The sequence below is a fragment of the Acinetobacter pragensis genome, assembly GCF_001605895.1.
In the GTDB taxonomy this organism is placed as follows: domain Bacteria; phylum Pseudomonadota; class Gammaproteobacteria; order Pseudomonadales; family Moraxellaceae; genus Acinetobacter; species Acinetobacter pragensis.
Map to the genome: position 1 here is coordinate 1 of NZ_LUAW01000066.1, position 676 is coordinate 676.

Consider the following 676-nt stretch of genomic DNA (forward strand, 5'->3'; position numbering starts at 1 on the left):
AGTTTCCGTTTTCGGGTCGATTGCGCCTTTGAAAGTACCCGCTTTGTATTCGTAATCATTTCGGGTATCAACCAGAATGACATCATCGCGGGCAATCAGTTCATTCCATTCTTTCGGGTCGAGATAATGCCCAACCAAATTGCGCGGCTTAACCTCTACGCCTAAGGTCACAATTTCTTTTTTGTGTTTGATTTTCATTTTGCGGAATGGTTTTTCAGAGCTGTGAGACTCTTTATATTCCATGGTTGAAAAACCTTCATTCAAAAGAAATTGATGAATAGCATCATAAGGCTATAGCCAGAAGACGGCAGAATAATTCAAATAAAAAAGCGGCAGAATGGATAAAACTAGAATAACCGCTCTAGAAACTTTAAGCCTTTAGCAGTAATATTTAAGCCTTGGAACCGTTTATTTATTGGCATTTAATGGATTAAGAATGTGAAGCAGCGGCTAGCCTATTACGGTTCGTCAGCGACATTTCAAAGCTTTGCAGGGAAGGGGATGTTTACTACTGTAGTGCAATATCGATATAAGTAAAATCAGCACAGTTAACCTATAAAAAAAAGATGGTAACTGAGCAAGGAGGAGAAATGGACATCCTGATTTGTGATGATGAGCCTCTTGCATTAGAGCGGTTGTCACGTTTAGTCACTCAGTTGGGGCACCATGTGGCGGG

Annotated in this window: 3 pseudogenes; 2 read left to right on the plus strand and 1 reads right to left on the minus strand. The window is 40.5% G+C overall.

Features of this window, described 5'->3' with window-relative positions:
* Positions 1-285, minus strand: a pseudogene (locus tag AZH43_RS16895) (rhodanese-related sulfurtransferase); the annotation flags it as partial.
* A gap of 144 nt (positions 286-429) precedes the next feature.
* Here AZH43_RS16895 and AZH43_RS19205 point away from each other — a divergent pair.
* A pseudogene (locus AZH43_RS19205) lies at positions 430-537 on the plus strand (alginate biosynthesis protein); the annotation flags it as partial.
* 53 nt (positions 538-590) lie between these two features.
* Positions 591-676 (plus strand): annotated as a pseudogene (locus tag AZH43_RS18425) (response regulator transcription factor); the annotation flags it as partial.